Below are 22603 nucleotides of genomic sequence, written 5' to 3'. Positions count from 1 at the left end.
CCCAGTCATCTCAATGCCGGGGTTGCGGAAGAGCCCGCCTTGCAGCCTGCAGTACGGCCACGGGCTGGACGCCTAGTAAAAGGGGGAAGCGTCGTTGCGTCAGATTCAACTGATCACGAGCCGCGCCGCCATCGCAGCTGCCCTAGCCCTGAACCTGATGGCATGCACCTCGGACGATGGCGGTGCCACGCCGGATGCAGGACCGGTCAGTTCACAACCGCCTCCCAGCATCGACGCGGAGGACGCCAGTGTGAAGGCGTCCGCACTGGCCGCTTACCGGAACTACGTACGGGCTTATGTCACCGCGTCGAACAAGGGCGACTACAACGCCAAACTTGACCGATTCGTGGCTGAGCCTGCGCTGCTGACCGTGCGCCAGGACCTGCTGATCAAGTTTCAGCAAGGACTCGTCACGAAGGGGGAACCCACCTCCACGCCCAAGGTGAGCACGGTCGACACGAGCCGACGTCCCTTCGCCGCAGAGGTGGAGGACTGCTTCGACACCGGCGCGTGGGATGTGGTCTCCAAGAAGACCGGCAAGTCGGTGCGGACCACGGGCCAGGCAACGAGGTACGTGGTGATCGCGAAGGCGGAGCTGTTCGACGATGGCCAGTGGCGTATTCGAGAGGTCAGCGCCCAGCGGGAGAGGCCATGTTGATCCGCAGGGTGTTCACCGCCCTGATCCTCGCGATCGGCGGCGGCAGTCTCGTAGCACCGAACGCGGCGTACGCCGACTACGAGCACTGCGACGCACTGGGCAACTGCTACTGGGTTGTGGAGAAGCCCGGAACCGGGGGCGGCGGTAACGGCGGCGGAGGCAGCAACAACGGTGGCGGTGCCGGCCAGGGCTGCAGCTACGAGGGCCAGACCGTGCCGTGCGTGGTCGATGGCCTCGGCGTTTGGGACGGCTCCTGCTACGTCAGCCGAGTCCCCCCTCCGCCGGGCGGCCGGACCGATGGTTACTGGAGCATCCGCACGTGCGGCATCTATGGAGGTGTCGCCTCGCAGACGCCGGCGACCTGGTCGGCGGATCCGCCAGCGGGAATCCTGCCGTCGTACCAGGAGCTCGCTCAACGAGCCGTCGCCCAGATGAACCTGGACGGTCCGAACATCGGAATCGCTCCACAGACAGACGGCGCCGGCCTGGTCGGACTGCCCATTTGGCTCTGGAACACGGTGAGTCCCAGTACCTGGGGCCCGATCACGCGGACAGCGGCAGTGCCAGGACGGTCAGTGACCGCCACCGCCAAGGCGCAGAAGATCGTTTGGAGCATGGGCGACGGCAGTTCGGTCACCTGCACCACGCCGGGCACCCCTCATCAGCCCTCATACGGCAACAAGAAGTCGCCGGACTGCGGCTATGACGGCTACTCCCGGCCGAGCAGCACCGAGGCCGGAGGTCGATACACGGTCACAGCGACCACGTCGTGGCTGGTCACGTGGAGCGGTGGAGGCGGGACCACCGGATCCCAGACCGTCGACCTGTCCTCCACGACCACGATCGACATCGACGAACTGCAGGTGATCACGTCATGACGAGCGCACCGATCACGCCCTCCCGCACTGCCTCGCCGGTTGCTGCACCGTACGCCGTTCCCCGGGTTGCACCCCAACGCCGCTGGCGGCCAGCACTCGTCTGGTTGGCGGTAGCGCTCGTTGCGGCCGGTGGACTGATTGCTGCTGCAGTACTACGCAAGGTCGGCACCACTGCGGAGTACCTGGCAGTGAACAGCGCGGTCGAGGCCGGCTCCGCCATCGATCGGTCGGATCTCCGCACGGTACGCATCACCGTCGACCCGGCGCTCAAGCCGATCAGAGCCAGCGCTGCCAACGAAGTTGTCGGCAAGTTCGCCGCAGTCGGACTGGTATCCGGAACCTTGCTGACCAGGGCGCAGCTGACCGAGACGGCGGTACCGAAGCAGGGTGAGCAGCTGGTGGGGGTCAGCCTGCCGCAGGAGCGCATGCCCGCCGAGAGGGTGAAGGCTGGTGCTCGGGTACTGCTCGTCGTCACCGCGGACGACGGTCCGGTCTCGAGCCAGCAGCAGCCGACGGCTACGCCGATCAGCATCAAGGCCACAGTGGTGGACGTACGGGCCGGCGCCAAGGAAGGAACAACGCTCCTCAACGTCGCTGTCCCCGATCGGGAAGGACCGCTCATCGCGTCCCGTGCGGCTGCCGGTCAAATCGTCGTCGCACTGACCACGGGGAGCTGACGTGGCCATCATTGCGATGGTTTCGGCCAAGGGTTCGCCCGGCGTCACCACCACCGCGTTAGCGTGCACTCTGTCCTGGCAGGGACGCACCGTACTTGCCGAGTGCGACCCGGCTGGCGGCAGCATCCTGAGCGGGTATCTATCCAGACTTGAGATCCCACCGATCGGCCTCCTGCCGCTGGCCGCGGCGGCCCTCCGCGACCAGCTCGCCGACGCCTTTCCTCACCAGCTCGTCGACCTCGACGCCAAGGATCCTGGACAGCGTCTCGTCCTGCCGGGCATCAACGACACAGTCCAGGCGGGCACCATCCGACCGACCTGGGAGCCGCTGACCGCATTCCTCGGCCAGTTGGAGTATCGCGATCCCGGCTACGACGTCATCGCCGACTGCGGCCGACTCGCGACCAGCACACCGCCGTGGCCGCTGCTGCTCCGCGCCGATCTTCTGCTCCTCGTGGTACGCGTGGCGACCCTGCGGACCATCGCACCGGCAGCAGGAGCGGCGGAGATGCTCCGGCGAGAACTGACCCAGTACGGCCAGGGGACCGGGTCTCTTGCCCTGGCCCTGATTGGCGATGGTCTCTACAGCCGACGAGACATCGAGCAGCGACTGCAGCTACCCACCGCGATCGAGCTTCCCGACGACCGGCGTACCGCCGAGGTGTTGAGCGACGGCGGTGGTCGACTGCGAGGCAGCGAGCGGTTACTCCGAGCCGCAGCCAGCGCGGAGCCGGTGGTACGCGACGCCATCGCACGGCGGCGCGCACGTCTGGCACCTACGTCAACGAGGGGGAGTGGCCGTGCCTGATGAGCGCCCGTCCAGCGGCCCGACATGGCCGGCGCCGGTCGACCGCGTTGCCACGAACGGTCACCGCTGGCCGACGAATGGCAATCCTGCAGCCTTCAGGTCAAAGCCTGACTCGCCCGCCGCCGTACATCACTCTGCGCCGGTCAACATCGATTACGCAGCGGTGCGACTGCTGCGTGCCCGAGTCAGCGCGGAGCTCACCGTCGCACTCAGGGAGACGCCCAACGTCTCCAACGCCCACCGACACGCCGAAGCGGAGCGCATCGCCGCTCGGCTGGTACGCGAGCACGTCGACGCGCTGCATCAGGCCGGGCAGCCGATCTCGCAGGCGGAAGAAGACGCCCTGCTCGATGCGGTCGCGGCCGACATGTTCGGCCTCGGCCGTCTGCAGCAGCTGCTTGATCGTCCGGACATCGTCAACATCCACATCCTCGGCTGCGACAACGTGCGGATCGAGCACACCGACGGTCGGATCACGGTGGGTGAGCCGGTCGCCGAGACCGACAAGGAACTCATCGACATGTTCCAGGTCCTGGCGATGCGCGCAGGCGCGACCGAGCGCTCGCTGTCGTCGACCAAGCCGTGGCTGGACATGCAGCTGCCGGATGGTAGCCGTCTCACCGTGCTCATGCAGGTGGCGGTGCGCCCCTACGCGGCCATCCGCCGGCACACCCTGATGGATGTCAGCCTGGAGGACCTCCGCGACCGGTATGGCGCCATGGATGACCTGATCTGCCAGTTCCTCAAGGCGGCCATGGCAGCTGGCCTCAACATCATGGTCGCCGGACTGGCCGATGCCGGTAAGACCACCCTGCTACGTGGTCTGGCCCGGGAGATCCCCGACCGGGAGCAGTTCGTCACTCTTGAGGAGTCCCGCGAGCTCGGTCTGCACACCACCGGACGACACCGATGGGCGATGAGCCTCGAGTCGCGGGAAGGCCACGGATCCCGCGGTGCCGACGGTCGGCCCGCCGGCGAGGTCACGATCATGGACATGATCCCGCTTACCCTCCGGATGTCCGTGCAGCGGATCATCGTCGGTGAGGTCCGATCCCGGGAGATCGTGCCGATGCTGCAGGCCATGGCTACCAGCAAGGGCTCGCTCTGCACCATCCACGCCCGGCACCCCCGCGCAGTGATGGACCGCGTCATCGAGCTGGCGCTGCAGCACGGGCCCGAGATGACCGCCGAACTGGCACGGCGGATGGCCGGCGGCGCCATCGACCTCATCGTGTACGTCAACGTCGAGGACGAAACCAAGCTCGGTGGGCGCAAACACCGCTACGTCTCGGAAGTTCTTGAAGTGGGCGGGATGAGCGGAGACCAACTCGTCACGACCCAGATATTCGGGCCTGGCCCAGATGGCCGCGCCGTGCCCCGGCACCTACCGGAGCGGCTACTCGAACCGCTGCTGCGTATCGGCTACGACCCGCGCCAACTGACCGCCTACATCCAGCAGGGCGAGCACAACCACGGCGCTTGGACGGCCGGTCTCGACACTTTGAAGAGGCAGCGATGAGCCTGCTCGACCTCGCTGCGGTGCTGGCGGGCATGCTTGCTGTCTCCGGTGCGGTCCTAGGCGTTGTCGGCGTCGCGGGGACCACCCAGCCGCCCCGGCCTCCGTCTCGTCTACACCAGCGGGCCCGCCGTTGGTGGACTGGACCTGGACGTACGCGTCGGGAGCAACGCGCCCGCCAGACCAAGTTGTTGATGGCGATTGGCGTCGGGGCCCTGACCTGGTTGTTGAGCGGCTGGCCCGCCGCGGGGGTGATCATCGGCATTGCCCTCCCCGGCATACCGTGGCTGTTCGCCGCCGGTCGCGCGGAGAAGCAGGCGATTGCCCGGCTGGAGGCCGTGGAAGCCTGGACTCGCCGGCTGGCTGACATCGTCGCCCGGGGAATCGGTCTGCAGCAGGCCGTAGTCGCCACCGCCGCGACGGCACCGCAGCTCATCGAGCAGGAGGTCCGCGACCTGGCGGCGCGTCTGCAGGGCAGCGCCGACCCGATCTCTGCTCTCCAGCAGATGGCCGACGACCTCACCGACTACACCGCTGACCAGGTCATCGCCCCGCTCATGCTGCACGTCACTGACCGCGGTGAAGGTCTGCACGAAGTGCTGACCGGCATCAGCCGATCCATCGCGGCCGAGATCGAGATGCGCTCGACGGTGGACGCGAAACGCGAGGGCCCACGCTTCGCCGTTCGGTTCCTGACTGGCATGACCATCCTGCTGCTGGCTTACGGGGTGATCAACCCGCACTACCTGCAGCCGTACGGCAGCGTGCTCGGGCAGCTCGTGCTGCTCTTCCTCGCCGGCCTGTACGTCGTGCTCATGACTTCGGTCCGCAAGCTCAGCCTGCCGCCGAAGCGGGAACGGCTGCTACCACCGGTCGAGGTGCAGACCTTGGCGGCGAGAGCATGAGCAACAGCTACCTCACCGCCATGGTCCTCGCCGGCGCGATGGCCGGGCTCGGGGTGTTCCTGCTGGTCGTACAGCTGATTCCCGCTCCGCCGGCGCTGGGTCCCGCGCTTCGGCGGCTTCACCCGCTGAGCGCTGCCAGCAATACCCCGGCCGGCATCAGCTGGCTTCGGCGACGCTTCACGGTGCCGTACGCCGACCTGCGGCTGCTGGACCGCACCACCGACCAGTACTTCCTCACCTTGGGCCTGTCGGCGCTGTTCTGTTTCATCCTGCCCGCCCTGATCACCGTCGCCGTTGCGGTGCTGTCGCTGCCAATCCCGGTGTTCATCCCTGTGGGCGCGACGATCGCCGCGGCCCTGGCCGGTGCAGTACTGGCCCACCGTGAGGTCGTGTCGAAGGCCGCGGTCGCTCGGGCCGAGTTCACCAGGGCCATGTGCACCTACCTCGACCTTGCGGCGCATCAGGTTCTTGGCGGACATGGCCCGGTGGAGTCGCTGGACCGCGCGGCCAGCGTCTGCCACGGCTGGGTCTTCGCCCGCATCCGAGAAGCTCTGCTCAGCGCCCAGCTGCAACTGCGACCGCCATGGGACGAACTGAAGGTCCTCGCCCGCGACATCGAGGTCATCGAGCTGGGTGACCTGGCGGACATCATGCGTACCGCCGGCAGCGAAGGCGCCAACGTCCATCAGACACTCCGCGCTCGCGCCGACTCGATGCGAGACCGGATCCGCACTGAGGCCCTCGCCCTGGCCGAGCTGCGTACCAACAAGCTCGACATCCCCGCTGCGGCGCTGATCCTCGTACTCCTTGTCCTCATCGGCTACCCGTTCATGGCCCGACTGTTCGTCCGCTGATTTCGACATCCCTCCACGGAAGGAACCCGCATGTTCACCATCCACGGCATCACCACCCGTCTGGTGACTCGCTGGCAGTACCTGACCGATCCAGCTCAGGCTGACCGCGGCGACAGCCCAGTCGGTACCGCCGTCATCACCGCCATTCTCGTCGCCGGCGCTGTGGTCGTCGCCGGTGCGATCGTGGCCGTCGCCAACGGCTGGGTCGCCCTCATTCCCACCCAGCCGTGACCCGTTGGCAGCCCACCGTCTGCCTGAGCCTGACCAGACGCGGGCAGACGGGTCCCTGGCTCAACGACCGTGGCAGCTCACCTGTCGAGTTCGCCATCATCGCGTTGCCGATGATCCTGCTGACCTTCGCCGTCGTTCAGGCCGGGCTGGTCTTCTTCGCGCAGTCCATCGCGCTGGGTGCGGCCACACAAGGGGTCAACGCTGCACGGGGTTACCAATCGTCAGCCGCAGCTGGAGAGACACGAGCCATCAGCTTTCTGTCGACCGCTGGGGTGGGCTTGGAGGACCAGCAGGTCGACGTCACCCGCACTGGAACAGAGGTGCACGTTACCGTTACCGGCCACGCGATCACGGTGTTACCAGGGTTCAGCTGGACCATCAGCAAGTCCGCCCACGGACCCGTCGAGCGGCCAACCACGCCATGAACACCTGGTGGATCAGCGATCAGCGCGGCTCGGCGAGCATCGAGATGGCGGTGGTGGCGCCGGCTATCCTGGCGCTGCTCGCCGGTGTCCTCATCGGCGGCCGGGTCAACCTCGCCCGCCAGACGCTTGAAGCGGCGGCCTACGACGCCGCCCGTACGGCATCCCTGGAACGCACCGCGAGCGAGGCGAACGCGCAGGCGCTGGCCGCCGCCAACTCCACCCTCGACGCCCAGGGGCTCAGCTGCGCTGACCTGGACGTCACCGTTTCCACCACCGGCTTCGGTGTGCCTGTCGGCCAGCCCACCACCGTTACCGCCACAGTTAGCTGCACCGCTACCTTCTCTGATGTCGCATTGCCCGGGATGCCCGGCACTGTGCCGCTCACGGCTTCCTTCACTAGCCCGCTGGACACGTACCGAAGCAGAGCTCTCGGGTTCGGGATGACTGAGGCCCCTACCGCTGCGAACCCGAGGACGGGTGGTGCGTGATGAGCGCAGCGTTGAGCCCCGGTTCAGGAACTGGATTGGTAGCTTCGGAGCGCGGACAGTGCAGTAGGGGTGATCAGTCTGCCTCGTCGGCAATCTCCAGCACGGTGCAAGCGGTAAGGATCGCATCGACCAGCCCGCTCGGCGGAAGAACGACGTGGGCGCCAGGAAACAGCATCTCGATTAGTGCCTCCTTCGCCAGCTGTATCGCGAGGTCGCGGGCCAGGTCCTGGGTCAGGTTCTTCATCGCGGCCCAGAACTGCCGCTGTCTGTTGCCGTCTCCGGCAGATGCCTCGCGTGTGGGATCTGTCCAGTTCTGCAGAGCGTCCAAGAACTCACGGCGTTGGTTCAGCTCGGTGACGGCTTTGGCGACGAGGTTGGCGGCCTCAGTCCAGATATCACGGGCAGCCGCCTGCACGTCCTTGTCGAGACGATCCCAGCTTCTAGTATCGAGCTGCTCGGTGTGCTCGGGGTGGAGTGCAACGAAGCTTGTGATTTCCTCCTTGAGCGACTCCTGCTCATCGGCATATTTGGACCTCAGTGCGGCGTTGATGAGCTCTCCGTACTCCCGCCATTCCTCTGCTGGCTCCCCTACTGGTTCAAGGTGTTCCAGTCCGGGTGCCTCAAGGCTCTCCAGGAATTCATCACTGCGAGGCGAGTCACCAAAACCACGGGTCTCGTCGGGCGAGGCGGACGTGGACTCTGGCACGAACGTCATGGGCTCGATGACCTCGTATATGCCAAAGGTTGCCGGGGTCGGGGGGAGGATAGGGTCGCCGAAGCAAATATCAACATCCTCGCTGCCGCCTTCCGGAATGATCGCGGATATCCCGTCCGGTTCTTCAAATCCGTCGTCAGCGGAGGATTCGTGGTCGTACTCGAATCGCAAAGGAACGTCGCCAGTTAAGTCATGGCCCTCGAATGGCGTCACAATCTACCTCCGTCGCTGGCTCCGTGTCTCCACGGTAAGGGCGGCCGTCACGCCGCGGCGCGGCCGTTCGCCGATGGCTCGGCAGACGCGTTACGGGAGCGGCCAGCAACGCTGCGGGCGGGAGTGTGTTGAGTTCGTCCTGGTCGTGAGTTCTCTCCGTGCGCTGGTGGCCTGGCTGTGCTTCATTTCCGGGACGAGCTCGGGTGTGGTCGGGATGGTCGAGGGTGGCGGTGGAGTGGGTGCCCACATGGTTGCTCAGGCCGAACAGGTCGGCGAGGCGGCGGACGTCGTCGCCGGTGCCAGGGGCCTCGTCGAGGATGCGGTGTTCGCGAAGGGCGGCGATCGAGAGGTCGGGACCGATGGTCAGTCAGATCCGCCAGCCGATAAACAGCTGCGCGACCTCGTCGTCTGCCGGCGGCACCCCTGGCACGTCTTGGTAGGGCTTGCTCGGCCGGTTGAACTCGTCGATCGGTTGTCGAGATGACGGATGAAGTCGAACAGCACGCTCGCATCTCAGTTCACCGGGTTGCCGAACGCCTTGAAATTGATGTCGATCATTCGGAATTCCGGCGAAACGTCAACGTTGCAGCATCGTGCGGCGGACCGAAAGCCACCAGGCCAGCAGCTCAGGGGCATCGGAAAATGGTCGGAAGGATCCGAAGGGTTGGCTGGCACACGGCAGCGACCACGTTCCGGCGCCGGTTGGGCGACGACGACGGGCGGATCACGATCTGGTTCGCCGTCCTCGCGCCGGCCTTCCTCGCCTTGATCGGCCTCGTCGTCGACGGTGGCGCCAAGGTGCGTGCATACCAACGGGCGGACAACATCGCGGCCGAGGCGGCCCGGGCAGGCGGGCAGGCAATCAAGGCAGGGCAGGCCATCGACGGCGGCTCCAAGGAGATCGACGCATCAATGGCCTCCACCGCCGTCCAGGCGTACCTCGGCGACCTCCACGGAGTCACGGGCACCGTCACGGTGGACGGCGCCCAGCAGCTCACCGTCACCGTCACTGTCACCTACAACCCGATCCTGCTCGACCTGTTCGGTGGGGGAGCGGGCACGACGGTGACCGGCCGGGCGACCGCAACCCTTATCGCTCAGTAACAGACAGGGAAGGAGTAACCGTGGCGCGGACCGTCCCGAAGATCGGTCGGGGTAGGCGAGCACTCGACGGCCTCGGCGCCCTCGCCGTGGTCGCGCTGATCGTCGCCCTGCCGGTACTTCTCGTCTGGGCCGCCGGCAACCCGCTGCCTGGTCTGGGAGCATGGTTCACCGACCTGGTCGAAGACCCGAGCGCAGCCGCCTCCCAGGTCTGGCACGCCCTCGGCAGCCAGGACGATGGAGACCTCTTTCTGCAGACGTTGGCGCTGATCGGTTGGGTCGCCGTCGTGCTGGCGGCGTGGGCCTGGGCCACCTTCCTGGTCGCCCTGGCCGTGGAGACCATCGCCCAACTGCGTGGGCATCGGCGAGGTCGTGTCCCGCGCAACACCACTCGAATCCCCGGCATGCGACTGCAGCAGCGCGCGGCGGCCGCGCTGGTTGCCGCGATCCTCGGTGCGCTCGCCGCTCCGGCACTTGCATCCGCATCAGTGCCCGCCGCCATCGCCAGTCCTCCCTCGGTCGCACCCGAGCAAGTGAACCCGGAGCAGGTCGCTTCACTCGCGGCCGCACCGGCGAGTGGTCCGAACGCCGTCGGCTACCTCGAACATTCGGTGGAGCGCGGGGAGAGCCTGCTCGACATCGCGGAGGAGTACAACGTCTCCTGGCAGCGCTTAGCCGAGGCCAACCATGGCATTGCGCAACCAGACGGGCGGAGCCTCCAACCAGGCAACACCAGGGTGTACGCGGGCTGGAGGCTGCGGATCCCGGTTGATGCCTCCCTGACAGCCAAAGCGGTAATGGTGGCTTCAGCCGCAACGGCCGGACCGCTGATCTATGAGGTGGCGCGCGGCGACTGGTTGGCTGGTGTCGCTCAACGCTTTCTCGGCGACGCCGACCGCTATGCCGAGATCGCCGCTGTCAATCCGGAACTCGAACGACGTGACCACCGATTCCCGAACCACATTGAGCGCGGCTGGCGCGTAACCCTGCCCAAGGACGCTCACGATCGGGGCCCTGCCGATCACGCCCAGGGTGAGCTCGTGGCCGACGACCCCGACCAACCGTCTTCGAGCGCGCCGGAAGTCGACGGCCCCAGCGTGCCCCGCCCACCGGACACTGGCGGGAATCAGCCAGGCGCACAAGCTTCGCCGCCTGCTCCTTCAGCACCTCCAACCGAAACGCCGACCGCCTCAGCCAGCCCGTCCACGGCGGCCAAACCGTCGACCACAGCAGGGGTGACAGCAGACCCTTCGACATGGAACGACCAGCCCACGGACTCGACGGACGACAGCGACCTCGACGAGGCGATCGTGCTGGGATCGCTGGCCGGCGCAGGGTTGCTCTCCGCGCTGCTGGTCGCCAGCGTGGTACGTCGCCGACGCCACCAACGTCAGCATCGTCGGCCGGGCCGCAGGCTGCCACATCCTCGAGGTGGTGCCACGGAGCGAGCTCTTCGGGTGGCCGAGCAACCCGCCGACGTCGACCGGCTCGACCTCGCCCTACGCAGCCTCGCCGCAGCGCTGGCGGAGCGGGAACAGGCATTGCCGGACATCGCCGCCGCCTGGATCGCCGACCGCGAGGTCACGGTGGCGCTCAGCGAGCCCAACCCAGAACCTCCCGCACCATGGAACGGAGACCGAAGGATCTGGACCCTGCCCGGTGACGCCATCATCCCGCCGGTCAATGAGCAGCTAGCACCGTTACCCACTCTCGTCGCCGTCGGATCGCAGCCCGGCCGACACCTGCTGATCGACCTCGAACGTCTTGGCAGCCTCACCATCGCCGGTGACAACGAACGTGCCATCGCCCTGCTGCGCTACCTCGCCTGTGAGTTGGCCTGCAACTCATGGTCCGACGACGTCGAGGTGCTGGTCACCGGTTTCCCGGTGTCGGAGACAGAGCTGCTGGTCGCCCTCAACCCGGACCGGATGCGGGCGGTCGCGTCAGTCGGTGAGGCTGTCACACGGCTTCGCCGCCGTGCCGCAGCCGTGGCGGCTGCCCTCAATGCGACCGGAGCGGCAGACACCTTTGCTGGCCGCATATTCGACGTCGGCGAAGCCTGGGTACCTCAAGTTTTGCTTGTCGCCGATCCCGATCCGAGCGACATCGGCCTACTTGCCGAGCTGGGGACAGACCTGCGGGATGTGGGGCGGTCGGCTGTCGCGGTGGCCAGCACCACCAGGGAGGCCTCTGTCGCTGGCCCGAACACCGCCGTCATCAGCGAGGACGGCCTGCTGCACCTAGCCCTGCCGTTCCTGACTGTCGAGGGTGCCGCAGCCGGACTACCCGTACGAGAGCTGGAACCGCTCGTTGAGATCATGACGCAGGCACGAGGAGCCGCGGATGAGCCGACCCCGCCGGCTAGGGAGCTGGAGCCGTGGGCGGAACACACCGACGCCGCCGGTTCAGTGCTCGACCTCCTCAGCACGAGCGAGCCCTCCGCACCGACGGCGCCAACATCCGACGAAGCAGCGATCGGCGTCGGCAACATGTCGACTCCGGCGGACCCCATCGTCGCCGTGCCCCGGATCGAAGACGCTCTTACCGTCGCCACGGTCCCGCCGCGCGAGGTTGCCGCCGCCATCCGTCAGCGTCGCCGCCAAGCCGATCCGCAGCTCGATGCGGATCTGCGGGCCTGGCGCGAGCAGGACAGGAACCGGCCCCGGATCAGCGTCCTCGGTGCGGTCGACGTCGAGGCGCCGGGCCCGGTGCCCGACCAGCGTCGCCGCTTCCATGCAGAACTCATCGTCTACCTTGCGCAACGTGGCACCCGCGGCGCATCCGCCGAGCAGCTCACCGATGCGTTGTGGCCCGATCAGCAGGTCAAGGACGCCAGCCGTCGGGTGGCCATCACCCGCGCCCGCCGGTGGCTGGGAGAGAATGCAGACGGCAACGCCTGGCTGCCCGAGATGGGATCCGACCGGCTGTATCGGTTGGCGCCCGGCTACCTGCTGGACTGGCACCTGTTCCGCCGGTTGCGCAGCCGCGGCGAGAGCCGTGGCCCTGCCGGCGTAAAGGACCTACGAGCCGCGTTGGAGCTTGTTCGGGGTGTCCCTCTCGACGGAGCCGACCGCGCCTACGCCACCGGCACTCGCAACCCCTTCACCTGGCTACCCGAGTCCGATATCTATCCGGGGCACATCACCTCCGCTGTCGTCGACACCGCCCACGAACTTGCCGAGCTCTACCTCGATGCGGGCGACACCACGGGTGCTCGCTGGGCCGTACAGCGGGCCTGGCTGGCCGATCCGGAGCGCGGCGACGACGGGCCCTGGCACGACGTCATGCGAGCTGCGCAAACCGAGGGACATACTGCGGAGCTGCGCAACCTTCTTGGTGAGCTGATGCGCACCCGGGAAGCCGAGGTGCCCGAAGACCTGACACCGGTCACCTATGCCCTACTGCGCGAACTCCTGCCAGATCTGCTGTCAGCGACGAGCGGGACCAGCTAGACCGACTAGTAAGCATCGGGCGGAATTCCGTCTGTGCGCGATACGTCAAATCACGGAGGGAAAAACCTGATGCTGACATCGAACCAAGCCCACGGCATGACCTATGCCGAGGCAGCCCGAGAGATCACAGCTCGACTTGCACAGGGTGTCGATGGCACCGTCGCGGCGGGAGCCATTCAGCTGGCGATCGAGGCATGGCAGTGCCTGGCCGGCACCGACCTTGCCTGGGACCGCTACGGCCTGGAGCTGCTTGACGTCCGGGCGAGGCTCTACTCGGACCTCGACGACGTGGTTGTTGACGCTGGGGCGCCGGTCCGAGATGACGTTGAAACCCGCCTTGCCGTGACGACGATGCTGGAGCAACTCGCGCGTTACCACGATCGTCGGGCCGGCGACGATCGCGAGGACTTGGCTCGACGGCTCAGCCATGACGCCGGCGCCCAACAGCTACGACGCGCGGTCGCGGCCCTGGTATGACCGTCGGTCAGTGGTACAACGAGGCGTACCAGGCCTTACGTACCGCGTCTGTTGCAATGGGTCAAAGCCGCGCCATGGCGGCGGCTGACATCAATGGCGCCGTGATTGCCAGGTCAGCCATCTACACACAGTTGGCACGAGCGGCGGCCCTGCTGGTTGGCGGCCGCCCGGCAGCGGAGGTGCCAGACCGGGCTCGTGCCACGGCCATTCTGGCTAGACGTGGGCAGAGTTTGACCCAGCTGTACGTCGGGCTTCAGGCTGCTGCGGTTGTCGATCGGAGTTACCCGCCGTCTCCTGCCGTCGTGGTCGCCGGGCCGGCGCGTTCGCTGCGTCGGGCTGCAGACGCGATCGGCGTGATCGGGGACATCCTCGCCAGTCACGTTCCGCCTGGACAGACACCTCGTACTCCGGAGGGTCTCGCGATTCGAGCTGGCGGTGGCGTCCAATCTGGCGTTGCCGACATCGCCAGGCTCACTTCGGCCGCAATTATGATCGACATCGCGCTGCCGGGATGGCTCGACCAGAGACGGGGCCATCTCACCGAGATCTACCGGCCGGCCGCGGAAGCCGCGAGGTGGACCGCCAGCAGCCGCTTGAGTGCCGTCACTCGGGAGTTGATCGCCCTGGGCCGTGGGCAACCGCAGCTACACGGACTCGACATTGCCCGGTCCCCGCTGAATCCCGCACCGGCCGTCAGGACCGTGGACGATGCGGTCGCAGCCGTCAGCGCAGCGCGAACCTGGATGTGGCAGAACGCAGGCGAATTGACAAGCACACACCTGCAGCTTGGTACTCAACTCGGCCTCGCGGTGCATATCCTCTCCAGCACCGGATACCCGGAGATGATCGGCGGCTGGCGGCAAGCAGCCATCGCGGCTGCCGACCTTCGTGCCACCCCTCTGGTCGGCCCAGCTCGCGACACTGCTGCCGAACTGACAGAGGTCCTACGCTGGTTGCGATCCCTCGGTACGAGCGACCGTGGCGAGCCGGCTGATCGGCACATCCCGCAGATCGCGCGCCTCAACGCGGAGCTTCCGTTCATGGCGGCGACCCTTCACAAAGGGCTCTCGGCCGCCCTGCAGCGCCGTGACCTGTTCGTGAAGGACGAGGGGGTGCTGCAGCGCCCTGCCGGCTCCCTCGTCTTCCGTGCCACGAAGCGCTGGCGTCCCGCCGTAAGAGGAGACGACGTTGTGCAGGATCTCTCCCGTGCGCTGCTACAGCGGCAGGACGCCGCTGATGATCATGGGAAGGCGAGTCTCTCGGCCAGGGCGTTTCCCAACCCGCCGCGAGCGAGGACCTCCAAATCGGAGCCGTTCTGGTTCCCGGTCGAGCCGTCCTCGCGGCGGGATGCCCATCGGTTTCGGTGAAGTCAGACTGACGGCGGATTACGGCCTTCGAGGCCGGCCGCCCGGCTGCCGACGAGTACCTCACCGCTCGGCCCACCATGTCCACGATGACGACGAGCGTCTCGAACCTCATGAGAGACCATGACGGCCGCCGCAGCCCTTGTAACGAAAGGCTCTCGCCCTCGTCGCGGCGTGGGCGCGTAACCGCACCTGTGCGGATGTCGGCAACGAGTTACGGCTCTCGCAGGGGCTCGGGCGGGCGGCTGCTGGCATTGTAGGAGTTCTTGGCGGCGACCACGGCGACCTGGACGTGCTCGGGGCCGACGCCGTGTACGTTGAGCGGCGGATGCAGACGCCGCACGAGTTCGGCCTCGATGGTCGTCGGTTCCGCGGCTTCGGCCCAGGTCAATCGCAGGTGCGTGTGCATCCACGTGGTCAGCCGCACCTCATCCTCGGCGATCAGGACGACACGGTCGGTCCAGGTCGTGCGGTAGCCCTCGGCCGTTAGAAGCCCGGCCAGGGTACGGCGCAGCGTCGAGCTGCCCGAATGCCTCAGATGGTTGCGAAGGACCCGTCCCCGCAGGCTGTTCGCCCGTCCGAGGTACAGCATCCGTAACGACGGGACGCTGTCATTCGACAGCCCGGAAAGGTCGGGAAAGACGGAGGGAGCAGCCCACCAGGCGTAGACACCGCTGCCGCGACTGAGCCGCTTAACGGCGGCATCGAGTTCGACCGGTACGCCGGAGAGTAGTCGCAGGGCCTCGTCGACCCGGGCCTCCTCGGTGGGTACGTCCTCAGGTGGCCGTTCGGGATTCGTCATCGAGAGCATCGTAGGTCCCGGGCGGATCGTGGCCCGACCCGGAAGGCTCCGCTGCCTCACGTAACGGCAGGTACACCAGCCCGGCAGCGACACTACCTAACTCGCACCTCGCGGCATGTGCGGACGTACCGTGTCCGGGCCCTGGTGCCGCAGGCTCAGTAGGGTTGCGGCAACCACTATGGCAGGCGGAACAGTTGATCAAAGCTGATGACCCTACTGGCGCGAGGCTGCTCAAGGCTTGGATAGAAGGGCTACGGACACAAAGTCGCAAGAAGAAGCCGAGATTTGAGGCGCAGCGTTTGATACATCCCGGCCTGACACCCGCCGAAGGTAAAGGTTTCTTAGCTGCGGAAGCACAATCGCGTCACGATCATCCCGGCTCTCCCAGCCCGCTCGGTGTGACGCTAGTCCGCGCGATACGTCCGACCGCAAAGGTGGCTGACTTCGATCAGCCCGAGTTCAACGCCTTGCTCGGAGCATTGCTGACCTTCGCGACCGATCGACGTTGCCAAGTCGTTCCGGAGGTCTTCCTTGGAGTCGAAAGTGGGATCATGGCTGTGCCTCTGGCCGGGCGCATCGACCCGATCCTCGATGCTCCGCTGCCACCTTGGAGGCAGGTGAACCGCAGATTCCTCGAAGCCGCCGCGCGTATCACCAGTCTAGGTCAGAAAGACATGGAGGCGATCTGTTCGGCGATTCATATGCATTATTGCGCTGTGTTGCTCCTGCCCAGCGACGTTTCCGGCGCATTTTCGCTCTTGGTCGGTGGAATCGAGGCGCTGGCGCAGCGGTTCGGTGAGAAGCTTAGTTCGTGGCCGGACTGGTCGGGTGCTGAGAGTTGGGACGAGTTCATGGCACAGCTCAACCTCGACCACTTTCAGGCCGCCGCGATACGCGAGCGCCTCCTCGATGACCGTCACCTCAAGCATCTTAAGCTTGCCGAGTCTTTCGCCAACTACGCGGCCGCCAATATACCGCTGGATTTCTGGCGCGAGCCTGTTCGTACATACGAGTGGCAATACGACTCAGTTTCGCGTAGCGCCGTTAGTGGTGTATGGTCGGAGGAAGTTCCGCAGCACTTCTTCGGCAGCGCGGCTGCGGTACGATTGGCTTTCAAGAATGCGTACAACGTGCGATCGTCTTTCATTCACGCTGGTGAACGTCGGGTCTCTTATTTGTCTGATGCGTTCCTTCCCTCCGTGTCGCCCAGCAAGCCCACGCTGACGATCGCCCAACTACGGCGGAGTCTATGCCATCTGATCCACACCGAACTGTCACGCGGGAACCCGTCGCTGAACGGGCTCGAGGAGACAGGTTTCGTTTAAGCTTCAGTTGGAAGAACATGGGCTGATACCAGAGCCGCCATGCGCCTTGCCGGTGATCGGCTGGATGGCTCAAACCGAACTGTCGGTCGTCATGGCGGCTGGAATCTGAGCGGAGTCTCTCTCATTAAATGCGGCGGGTTGGGGACCTTTCCGATGTTCCCGGCACTGACACATATATCTTGACGCTACACGATGATACGTGACTCTCCGTAACACGCGACCGGTGGCAAATGGGGACGCTTCTTCCTATCGTCTAAGGAATTGATCCTGTATATCGAAGAGATAGGAGTAGCTGTCCGCCTCTCTGGACTCGGGTGACTCAAGCATTGCAGCACCAAACGCGACAGAAGCTCCAACCGGATCGTTTTGTGAAAGGTTCCAAGCGGCACCGGCGATGCCCAGTGAAGCCTTGCCGAATGGTCGCAACCATCGTCGGCGCGAGCTACGGCGAAGGTCGCTCGCCCGGTCTGCCAGTTCTTCTGCTCTATCCTCCAGCAACTCCGCACGGTCTACCTCAGGAACCACCGCCAGCTCTCGCAGGAATCTCCTGAGATCTCGTCGGTAGAGCCTGAATTGCTGACCATGACCTTCTCGGAAGTCAAGAATTTCCTCCAAGGGCACCGAACTGAGGTCAAAGCTGACCACTTCCGTATCGAGTATCACGACATGGCCCGCGGATGGGACCTGCGGTGCGTTGAGAACGTCAAGCAGTGAGCGAGCAAGCCGTGGATCATAGGTCGTCGGAGAGAGCAGCGCCCCCTTCCTTCGCTGCAAGGCTGTGAGGATCTGGGAGAGGAGCACAAGAATCAGAACGCGCACTTCTCGATGCATCGGGATGGATACACCATCTTGCGAGTCCTGGGCGAGATTTCGAGCCTTTAGTTCCTCGAACACGAACTCGGCAATTTCGTGATAGCCATCGAACCCAAGCCGAGAACTCGATAGCGCAACGAACCCATCGCCCGAATCGCTAAGATCGTCAAGTAGGCCGCTGGCGATTAGTTCGACGAGAACGTTGGCGAGCGTTTCAGTTGCCTCCCGATCGACCACTTCCTCGGGCCGCAAGATCTGAAGCAAGCCGCGTTCCTTCATTGCGCCGCCAAGGTAATGATCATCGCCCTCACTCGGGTCATGCATATAACGCGGCATGAGCACACAGACGCCATCAAAGAAGAGTAAGAGCGTCTTAATCAATGACGAATCGTGGCGCGACCAATAGGGTTCAGGATAGAAATATGCGAATTCTTTCGGTCGCTCGATCATGCGATCCCTGTCACTGGCCAATAGGAGTAGGCGCCATGTTAGCGGGTTCGTCGCATCGATAAAACGTCGAGTTCTGTCCGATCAACGACAGGCTTGATCACGCTATCCGGGGGTAGGGCTGGTATGAACTCAATTCGGCGAATCCGGATATTGATCACGGCGGCGCGCCACAGGACTTGGCTGGGTGGCGTCGCGTTGGGTTCGGAGGTGATCCTCGTGTGGGAGCCAGGGCGGACTGTTCTCGACCTCAACTCTTCAATCGCCTTGGGGATCAATGCTGGTCGTCGAGAGACCTGCGATAAGCGTCGGAGACCAACCGCGCCACGCCCTCACCGGCCAGCGACGTGGACGCGCGGGAAGTGTAGCGGCGGACCTGTCGTGTGCGCTGCCTTCGATGGTCGGGTGGCGACTCGCGGCAGCGACCGATGCACAGAGAAGCACATTCGCACTATCGCGACGATCCCAGCCATCGATGGAACCCGCTCCGTTGCTCTTCGGGGTGAAGCGGCTACGGTAGGCTCGCGCCAACTCGGGGGAGGGCATTCAGTGGTGAAATTCCATGTCGACCTGCGGCTGGGCAATGCGGCGCTGGGCTTGAACGAGTCTCCCAATGAGCTGTTGGAGTCAGGCGCTTGGCGCGCGGCGACAGGCATGCCTACTTGCCCGGACATGTCCGGACAGGGGTGGTCATGACTGGGACGTGGGAGCGTTGCGTCCGCGAGGTGACGCTGGCAGCGGATCCGGAGACGGTTGGTGCGTTGAGCGGAGGGTGGAACAACCTCTCCACCTCCCTAGGTCATCTGCGGGACGCGTTGGTCGGACGGTCCTTCGTTGGCCCCATCGCGCCCGGTGCCGAGCGCCCGCATACCGATGGTCTCCCTGGCATGCTCGCCGGCTGGAAGGGCAGCGGCGGAGACGCCTACCGGGAGCACCTGAGCGGCATCGGCCGGAGCGTCGAGGACCTGATCACCACCGCGAGCAACGTCAGCGGTGCGTTGTCGCGGATCGAGGGTGACATCCGCAAGGCGGTCGCGAGCATTCCGATTCCGTTGGGAGACGACTTCGGCATCAACGAGTGGAGCTTGCCCAACGGCGGAGAACTCGATGGTGCTCAGGACGGCGAGAGCGCCTCAGCCTTCCTCGCCGCGTTGCGCAAGGACTACCAGAGCGACCCGACGTCGTACGCCGACGGCGCGTTTCGTGAGAAGGCCGACGACCTGGAAGCCACCATGAAAGTCGACGGCCAGGCCAACGACAACAAGCGGGGCGGCTTCTGGGACACCAGCTCACACCTGAACAACTGGTACCGCGACAACCAGCAGGCTGCCAACAGTGCTGCCGCTCCACTGAGCAAGGCGATAGAGGTCGAGCGACCGCGACTCGTCGTGCCGGGAGCGAACGATGTCACAGGTCACGACGAATACCGTCCACGAACTCCTCCGGCCGGTTACACCCCCAGCGGCCCGGAAGGCAGTTCTGTTACTGGTGGTTCCGGTCTCGGTGGCAGCTCTGGTCTCGGCAGCACGGGCATCAGTGGCAGCGCCGCTCACGGCGGTAGCCACTCGGCCGCGATAGTGCCGTCCACCGCTGGCGGCTTCGGTAACGACCTCACTGGCGGCGTGGCAGGCGGCTCGTACACCACACCCTCGCCGCGCGTCGACGGCCCCGGAGCTGAGCTCGGCCTTGGCACCACCAGCCTGGCCGGTGCCGGTGCTCCGACCACCGTCGGCGGCGGCTACAGCGGGTCGGCGGGCCCGGGCCTTGGTGGCCATAGCCCGCTCGGAAGCCCGCTCGGAGTTGGTGGCGGGGTCGGGCTCGGGCCTGGCTCGCCGAGCGGGGTTGTTGGAGGCGGCCTCGGCGCCGGGGGTGCGGGCAGCCCTGTCGTCGGCGGTGGCGGGATCAGTGCGGGCGGCATCCCCGGCATGGTCGGCGGTGGCAACGGCAGGGTGCCGCCGGTGACGAGTGCAGCCAGGGCGGTGCGTAACGCGACCGGTGCCGGTGCGGGTAGTTCGCGGGGTAGCGCCGGTGGTTTGCTCGGCGGCACTGGCGGCGGCAGTGCCGACGACAACGACGAATCCGGTCCCGGGTCGTCGTGGTTGACTGAGGACGACGATCCGTGGCGTGCCGACGACACCGGTTCTCCGGGCATCCTGCGATGAGGACGGGCAGATGAGTGTGAACGATGGTTTGCTCCGGCCTGTCGCGGCGAGCGTGCTGGCCGTACTCCTGACAGGCGTTGTCGCACAACCTGCCGTCGCCGCACCTCAACGCGCCGAGCAGTGGTACCTGGACGAACTCCGCATCGATCAGGCTCACAAGCTGTCGACTGGGCGTGGAGTCACGGTCGCCGTGGTGGACAGTGGCGTGGACGCCAGCCACCCGGATCTGCAGGGACAGGTGCTGCCGGGTGGTCGAAGCTACGGTGCTTCCGGCGACGGCCGCGTCGACGAGGACGGCCACGGCACCCACATGGCCGGCATCATCGCAGCGACGAACGCTGCCACCGACGGCGTGGACGGGATCGCCCCAGGCGCCAGGATCCTGCCCGTCAAAATCAAGAAGGGTAAGGGTCCGGCTAGCGACCAGGCGCAGGCCCGGGGAATCCGAATGGCCGTCGACGGTGGTGCCACGGTGGTCAACGTGTCCGTCGGAGGGCCGGGCGCCGCCTCGCCGGAGGAGGAGCAGGCCATCGCGTACGCCCTCGAACGTGACGTCGTCGTGGTGGCCTCTGCTGGCAACACCGCTAAGGGGGAGAGCGCGGTCATCTCGCCGGCCAACATTCCGGGCGTGATAGCGGTAACGGGTACGACCCGTGGTGGAGCGTTCTGGTCCGGTTCGGTGCAGGGGCCGGAGGCGGTGGTGGCGGCCCCCGGCGATGGCATCCTCAACATCGGCCCTGACCATGGGTACGGGTGGGGGGATGGCACATCAGACTCTGCGGCGATCGTCTCCGGCGTTGCGGCGCTGGTCCGGTCGAAGTATCCAGACCTGAGCGCAGCGAACGTGATCAACAGGATCATTCAGACGGCGCGCGACGCCGGCCCGGCGGGCCGCGACCCGCAGTACGGGTTTGGCCGAATCGACCCAGTGGCCGCGTTGACGGCGGATGTGCCAGCTGTCTCCCAGAACCCGTTGCTCGGTCCTGCGGCCTTGGCCGACGCCACCGCCCAGGCAACCGATGACAACACTTTCGACGTGACCGACTACGGCGATCAGGGCGGCCCCACTGATCAGCAGGTTGCCGTGATCGCTGTCGGAATCGGTGTGGTGTTGCTGATCCTGCTGGCCCTGGCGATCTTTCTGATCCGAAGCCGTCGCCGTCGCCGCCGCGAGGTTGATGTTCGAGCAGAAGCGCGGGACGAACGCTTCAATCACGTCTCCTCTGGTGGCTACCCGCGGCAGCCGCGGTGAGGCATGGGCTGGTAGAAGCCACTCAAAGCTGACGTTGCCTGGTGCGGCGACGGCATATTGGTCTGCGGCGATCACTGAGGGCGGCGGACCGGTAACGCCTGTTGGTAGGGTCGTCGCCATGATGGCGCTGCGACGGGGGCGCGCCGGTCGGGTGCCCGCGGGAACCCCGATGGCGACACTCCGCAATGTTGTCCGGAAGGGATCGGTCCGATGATCCCCGGATCGCGTAAGGCCCCGGACTCCGGCGCTGGCCCTGACGTGGACGTCTACTCGCCGGACCGCTCGGTTCGCATTGCCGCGACGAGTCGGGGTGACATCGCGGTCGAGGTCGATGGACTGCACCGGCATACGGAGGATTCGCTGGCCCGGCAGGTGCGGGCCGCGGCCAGGGTCGCGTTGGCGTCACTGCAACCGCCGGTACGCGACGTGGACCCTTCCGTGAACGAGCAGCGGTCCGGTTGGTGAGCCGTCGAATGAGCAGAAAGATGTTGGCCGCCGTGGCTGGCGTTGTCGTCGTAGCTCTCGGGTTGCTCGGTGCTTGGCGGTGGGGGCCGTTCGGCGAGGATGAGGCCGTTCCCTCGTGCAGTGAGTTGGCTGAGGCCCTGCCGAGTGTCGTCGAGGGAGCGTGGACCCTGACCCATGCTGAGCCAGACCGTGAGTCCAGCAAGTCTGTGGCCAGCTGCGAGTTCGACTTCTCGTCGGCTGACCGGTCGTACACGGGCAAGATCGCTGTGAGCCTCACCCAGAGCGACGACGAGGCGTATCTGCGCCAGACGGCCGCCGAGGGACCCTGCAACGGCGAGGCGGTTCCGTATCCGAGTGCCGCCACGTACCGGGTCGCGCGTTCCTGCGTAGAGAAGATCAACGAAAAGATCTTCGCGGGCGTGTTCGTGGCCTCCGACGTCAGGTACGCGCACGTCTACGCGGACTTCAGCAACCCGGGCGCTGCGGTCGAGCAGGTCGTCGCGTACGCGAACACCAGCGCGCAGCGCATCACCGACCGGGCGATGACGCTCACGTCGACCGACTAGGAGCACGCC

General features: G+C 66.0%; 23 protein-coding genes. 20 read left to right on the top strand and 3 right to left on the bottom strand.

Features of this window, described 5'->3' with window-relative positions; genetic code table 11:
- Positions 1–94: 94 nt before the first annotated feature.
- From IF22_RS0121205 to IF22_RS0121160, 10 genes are read left to right on the top strand one after another with little or no spacing between them, the layout of a single operon-like run.
- Positions 95–658, top strand: a complete 564-nt coding sequence (locus tag IF22_RS0121205; protein WP_156057757.1) for a hypothetical protein — start codon at positions 95–97, stop codon at positions 656–658.
- Positions 652–1536 carry a hypothetical protein gene (locus IF22_RS0121200; protein ID WP_030334653.1) on the top strand — a complete coding sequence of 295 codons (885 nt, stop codon included), beginning with the start codon at positions 652–654 and terminating at the stop codon, positions 1534–1536. The genes IF22_RS0121205 and IF22_RS0121200 overlap by 7 nt, the downstream gene beginning before the upstream one ends.
- Complete coding sequence (locus IF22_RS0121195; protein ID WP_081883933.1) at positions 1533–2213, top strand: SAF domain-containing protein; 681 nt, start codon at positions 1533–1535, stop codon at positions 2211–2213. Before IF22_RS0121200 ends, IF22_RS0121195 begins: the two co-directional genes overlap by 4 nt.
- Before the next feature lies 1 nt (position 2214).
- A complete protein-coding gene (locus IF22_RS0121190) occupies positions 2215–3021 on the top strand; it encodes a hypothetical protein (protein ID WP_030334649.1) in 807 nt (268 codons plus the stop codon).
- Positions 3014–4540, top strand: a complete 1527-nt coding sequence (locus tag IF22_RS0121185) for a TadA family conjugal transfer-associated ATPase (protein WP_156057754.1) — start codon at positions 3014–3016, stop codon at positions 4538–4540. The genes IF22_RS0121190 and IF22_RS0121185 overlap by 8 nt, the downstream gene beginning before the upstream one ends.
- Complete coding sequence (locus IF22_RS0121180) at positions 4537–5442, top strand: type II secretion system F family protein (protein ID WP_030334645.1); 906 nt, start codon at positions 4537–4539, stop codon at positions 5440–5442. Before IF22_RS0121185 ends, IF22_RS0121180 begins: the two co-directional genes overlap by 4 nt.
- Positions 5439–6296, top strand: coding sequence for a type II secretion system F family protein (locus tag IF22_RS0121175; RefSeq protein ID WP_030334642.1), 858 nt, complete (start codon positions 5439–5441; stop codon positions 6294–6296). The genes IF22_RS0121180 and IF22_RS0121175 overlap by 4 nt, the downstream gene beginning before the upstream one ends.
- 30 nt (positions 6297–6326) lie before the next feature.
- Complete coding sequence (locus IF22_RS0121170) at positions 6327–6527, top strand: hypothetical protein (RefSeq protein WP_030334640.1); 201 nt, start codon at positions 6327–6329, stop codon at positions 6525–6527.
- The gene (locus tag IF22_RS0121165) at positions 6524–6952 is read left to right on the top strand and encodes a TadE/TadG family type IV pilus assembly protein (protein ID WP_030334638.1); all 429 of its coding nucleotides are present in this window, start codon (positions 6524–6526) and stop codon (positions 6950–6952) included. The genes IF22_RS0121170 and IF22_RS0121165 overlap by 4 nt, the downstream gene beginning before the upstream one ends.
- A complete protein-coding gene (locus IF22_RS0121160; protein ID WP_081883932.1) occupies positions 6949–7440 on the top strand; it encodes a TadE family protein in 492 nt (163 codons plus the stop codon). Before IF22_RS0121165 ends, IF22_RS0121160 begins: the two co-directional genes overlap by 4 nt.
- Positions 7441–7513: 73 nt before the next feature.
- Here IF22_RS0121160 and IF22_RS0121155 read toward each other — a convergent pair whose 3' ends face one another.
- Positions 7514–8368, bottom strand: coding sequence for a hypothetical protein (locus IF22_RS0121155; protein WP_030334633.1), 855 nt, complete (start codon positions 8366–8368; stop codon positions 7514–7516).
- Positions 8369–8615: 247 nt separating this feature from the next.
- Between IF22_RS0121155 and IF22_RS35110 the strand changes: the two genes are divergently transcribed.
- The 5 genes from IF22_RS35110 (at position 8616) to IF22_RS35105 (ending at position 14765) form a co-directional block, all read left to right on the top strand.
- Positions 8616–8852: a hypothetical protein gene (locus IF22_RS35110; protein ID WP_156057751.1), complete on the top strand. Its 237-nt coding sequence runs from the start codon at positions 8616–8618 to the stop codon at positions 8850–8852.
- Positions 8849–9472: a TadE/TadG family type IV pilus assembly protein gene (locus tag IF22_RS34555; RefSeq protein WP_081883931.1), complete on the top strand. Its 624-nt coding sequence runs from the start codon at positions 8849–8851 to the stop codon at positions 9470–9472. Before IF22_RS35110 ends, IF22_RS34555 begins: the two co-directional genes overlap by 4 nt.
- Before the next feature lie 20 nt (positions 9473–9492).
- On the top strand, positions 9493–12921 hold the full coding sequence (locus IF22_RS34550) for an AfsR/SARP family transcriptional regulator (protein ID WP_081883930.1): 3429 nt from the start codon (positions 9493–9495) through the stop codon (positions 12919–12921).
- 69 nt (positions 12922–12990) lie between these two features.
- Positions 12991–13398, top strand: a complete 408-nt coding sequence (locus IF22_RS0121135; RefSeq protein ID WP_030334626.1) for a hypothetical protein — start codon at positions 12991–12993, stop codon at positions 13396–13398.
- The gene (locus IF22_RS35105) at positions 13395–14765 is read left to right on the top strand and encodes a hypothetical protein (RefSeq protein WP_156057748.1); all 1371 of its coding nucleotides are present in this window, start codon (positions 13395–13397) and stop codon (positions 14763–14765) included. The genes IF22_RS0121135 and IF22_RS35105 overlap by 4 nt, the downstream gene beginning before the upstream one ends.
- A gap of 211 nt (positions 14766–14976) precedes the next feature.
- Here IF22_RS35105 and IF22_RS0121125 read toward each other — a convergent pair whose 3' ends face one another.
- Entirely contained in the window at positions 14977–15564 is a 588-nt protein-coding gene (locus tag IF22_RS0121125; protein WP_245233690.1) for a GIY-YIG nuclease family protein, read from the bottom strand.
- A 164-nt stretch (positions 15565–15728) separates the two neighbouring features.
- Here IF22_RS0121125 and IF22_RS0121120 point away from each other — a divergent pair, with 164 nt between their 5' ends.
- Positions 15729–16889, top strand: a complete 1161-nt coding sequence (locus IF22_RS0121120) for a hypothetical protein (protein ID WP_156057746.1) — start codon at positions 15729–15731, stop codon at positions 16887–16889.
- A 246-nt stretch (positions 16890–17135) separates the two neighbouring features.
- On the opposite strand, the gene IF22_RS35100 is transcribed toward IF22_RS0121120, so the two are convergent.
- Positions 17136–18152 carry a hypothetical protein gene (locus IF22_RS35100; RefSeq protein ID WP_156057743.1) on the bottom strand — a complete coding sequence of 339 codons (1017 nt, stop codon included), beginning with the start codon at positions 18150–18152 and terminating at the stop codon, positions 17136–17138.
- Positions 18153–18784: 632 nt separating this feature from the next.
- On the opposite strand from IF22_RS35100, the gene IF22_RS0121110 reads away from it, so the two are divergent.
- From IF22_RS0121110 to IF22_RS0121095, 4 genes are all read left to right on the top strand, one after another.
- Positions 18785–20311: a hypothetical protein gene (locus tag IF22_RS0121110; protein WP_245233689.1), complete on the top strand. Its 1527-nt coding sequence runs from the start codon at positions 18785–18787 to the stop codon at positions 20309–20311.
- Between the two features lie 10 nt (positions 20312–20321).
- Positions 20322–21563: a type VII secretion-associated serine protease mycosin gene (gene mycP / locus IF22_RS0121105; protein WP_051708676.1), complete on the top strand. Its 1242-nt coding sequence runs from the start codon at positions 20322–20324 to the stop codon at positions 21561–21563.
- A gap of 210 nt (positions 21564–21773) precedes the next feature.
- A complete protein-coding gene (locus IF22_RS0121100) occupies positions 21774–22028 on the top strand; it encodes a hypothetical protein (protein ID WP_030334614.1) in 255 nt (84 codons plus the stop codon).
- 20 nt (positions 22029–22048) lie between these two features.
- Entirely contained in the window at positions 22049–22594 is a 546-nt protein-coding gene (locus tag IF22_RS0121095) for a hypothetical protein (protein WP_030334611.1), read from the top strand.
- Positions 22595–22603: the final 9 nt, after the last annotated feature.

It is taken from the genome of Micromonospora parva, from assembly GCF_000718515.1.
In the GTDB taxonomy this organism is placed as follows: Bacteria; Actinomycetota; Actinomycetes; order Mycobacteriales; family Micromonosporaceae; genus Micromonospora; species Micromonospora parva.
The sequence above is the reverse complement of the archived record's forward strand: the minus strand, read 5'-3'. Positions and strand labels throughout refer to the sequence as shown.

Excerpts from the sequence above, each read along its gene's own strand:
- IF22_RS34555 (WP_081883931.1), top strand. The coding sequence starts at position 8,849 with ATGACGGATGAAGTCGAACAGCACGCTCGCATCTCAGTTCACCGGGTT.
- IF22_RS0121195 (WP_081883933.1), top strand. The coding sequence starts at position 1,533 with ATGACGAGCGCACCGATCACGCCCTCCCGCACTGCCTCGCCGGTTGCT.
- IF22_RS0121095 (WP_030334611.1), top strand. The coding sequence starts at position 22,049 with ATGTTGGCCGCCGTGGCTGGCGTTGTCGTCGTAGCTCTCGGGTTGCTC.
- IF22_RS0121160 (WP_081883932.1), top strand. The coding sequence starts at position 6,949 with ATGAACACCTGGTGGATCAGCGATCAGCGCGGCTCGGCGAGCATCGAG.
- IF22_RS35105 (WP_156057748.1), top strand. The coding sequence starts at position 13,395 with ATGACCGTCGGTCAGTGGTACAACGAGGCGTACCAGGCCTTACGTACC.
- IF22_RS0121125 (WP_245233690.1), bottom strand. The coding sequence starts at position 15,564 with ATGACGAATCCCGAACGGCCACCTGAGGACGTACCCACCGAGGAGGCC.
- IF22_RS35110 (WP_156057751.1), top strand. The coding sequence starts at position 8,616 with ATGGTTGCTCAGGCCGAACAGGTCGGCGAGGCGGCGGACGTCGTCGCC.
- IF22_RS35100 (WP_156057743.1), bottom strand. The coding sequence starts at position 18,152 with ATGATCGAGCGACCGAAAGAATTCGCATATTTCTATCCTGAACCCTAT.
- IF22_RS0121170 (WP_030334640.1), top strand. The coding sequence starts at position 6,327 with ATGTTCACCATCCACGGCATCACCACCCGTCTGGTGACTCGCTGGCAG.
- IF22_RS0121200 (WP_030334653.1), top strand. The coding sequence starts at position 652 with ATGTTGATCCGCAGGGTGTTCACCGCCCTGATCCTCGCGATCGGCGGC.
- IF22_RS0121180 (WP_030334645.1), top strand. The coding sequence starts at position 4,537 with ATGAGCCTGCTCGACCTCGCTGCGGTGCTGGCGGGCATGCTTGCTGTC.
- mycP (WP_051708676.1), top strand. The coding sequence starts at position 20,322 with ATGAGTGTGAACGATGGTTTGCTCCGGCCTGTCGCGGCGAGCGTGCTG.
- IF22_RS0121175 (WP_030334642.1), top strand. The coding sequence starts at position 5,439 with ATGAGCAACAGCTACCTCACCGCCATGGTCCTCGCCGGCGCGATGGCC.
- IF22_RS0121135 (WP_030334626.1), top strand. The coding sequence starts at position 12,991 with ATGCTGACATCGAACCAAGCCCACGGCATGACCTATGCCGAGGCAGCC.
- IF22_RS0121100 (WP_030334614.1), top strand. The coding sequence starts at position 21,774 with ATGATCCCCGGATCGCGTAAGGCCCCGGACTCCGGCGCTGGCCCTGAC.